Origin of the sequence: Streptomyces corynorhini, from assembly GCF_003346515.1 — a bacterium.
Taxonomy (GTDB): domain Bacteria; phylum Actinomycetota; class Actinomycetes; order Streptomycetales; family Streptomycetaceae; genus Streptomyces; species Streptomyces corynorhini.
Genome location: NZ_QQNA01000472.1, coordinates 1 through 589 on the forward strand (window position 1 = coordinate 1; position 589 = coordinate 589).

Annotated in this window: 1 protein-coding gene; it reads right to left on the reverse strand. The window is 69.1% G+C overall.

All coding sequences use genetic code 11. From position 1 onward, the window contains the following. A partial coding sequence (locus DVH02_RS34590; protein WP_233518653.1) for a trehalase-like domain-containing protein occupies positions 1–238 on the reverse strand: 238 nt, incomplete at its 3' end. Positions 239–589: the final 351 nt, after the last annotated feature.

A 589-nucleotide genomic window follows, 5' to 3' on the forward strand; every position in this document is an offset into this window, starting at 1 on the left:
AGCGGCGCCTGGTGGCGCGTGGGGCCTCGGAGCCCGCGGGATGCGCGGGCCCCAGTCGCCAGAAGCCGTGCTCCTCTGTACCGAGCAGAGCCGCGAACACGGCGTGCGAGTCGAAGCGGGGAAGACACAGCCAGTCGACTGTGCCGTCCCGGCAGACCAGGGCAGCGGTCTGCATGTCTCCGATAAGTGCGTAATCCTCGATGCGCCCGGCCACGTGCATCTCCAGTCGAACGGCCATGTCCGCCCCGTGGGGCGCGTACTTCGGTCAAGGGTCGTTGACGAGCTGGGTTTCCGGGAAATCGGGCGGGGGTGGTGCCGTTTGCCGGCCGGACTCGGCAGCGAATGTTTGAGCAGGATACGACGCACGCAGGGCTTCCGCGTCACGCTCTCGGCAACATCCGTCCGCCGAACGAGTGGGGGGCGGGGCGGCTGGGGGGAAAAAACGTGACTCCGGGGGAAAGCGGTTGCCGAAGCGTGGCCGGAACGACCCTCTCCCCGGCGCTGATACCCTGGTAGCCCGTGGACCGGTGGACTCGCTGCGCAGCAACAGAGGCCCCGAAACCGCAGCGAACGGCAGCCCGCCCCGGTG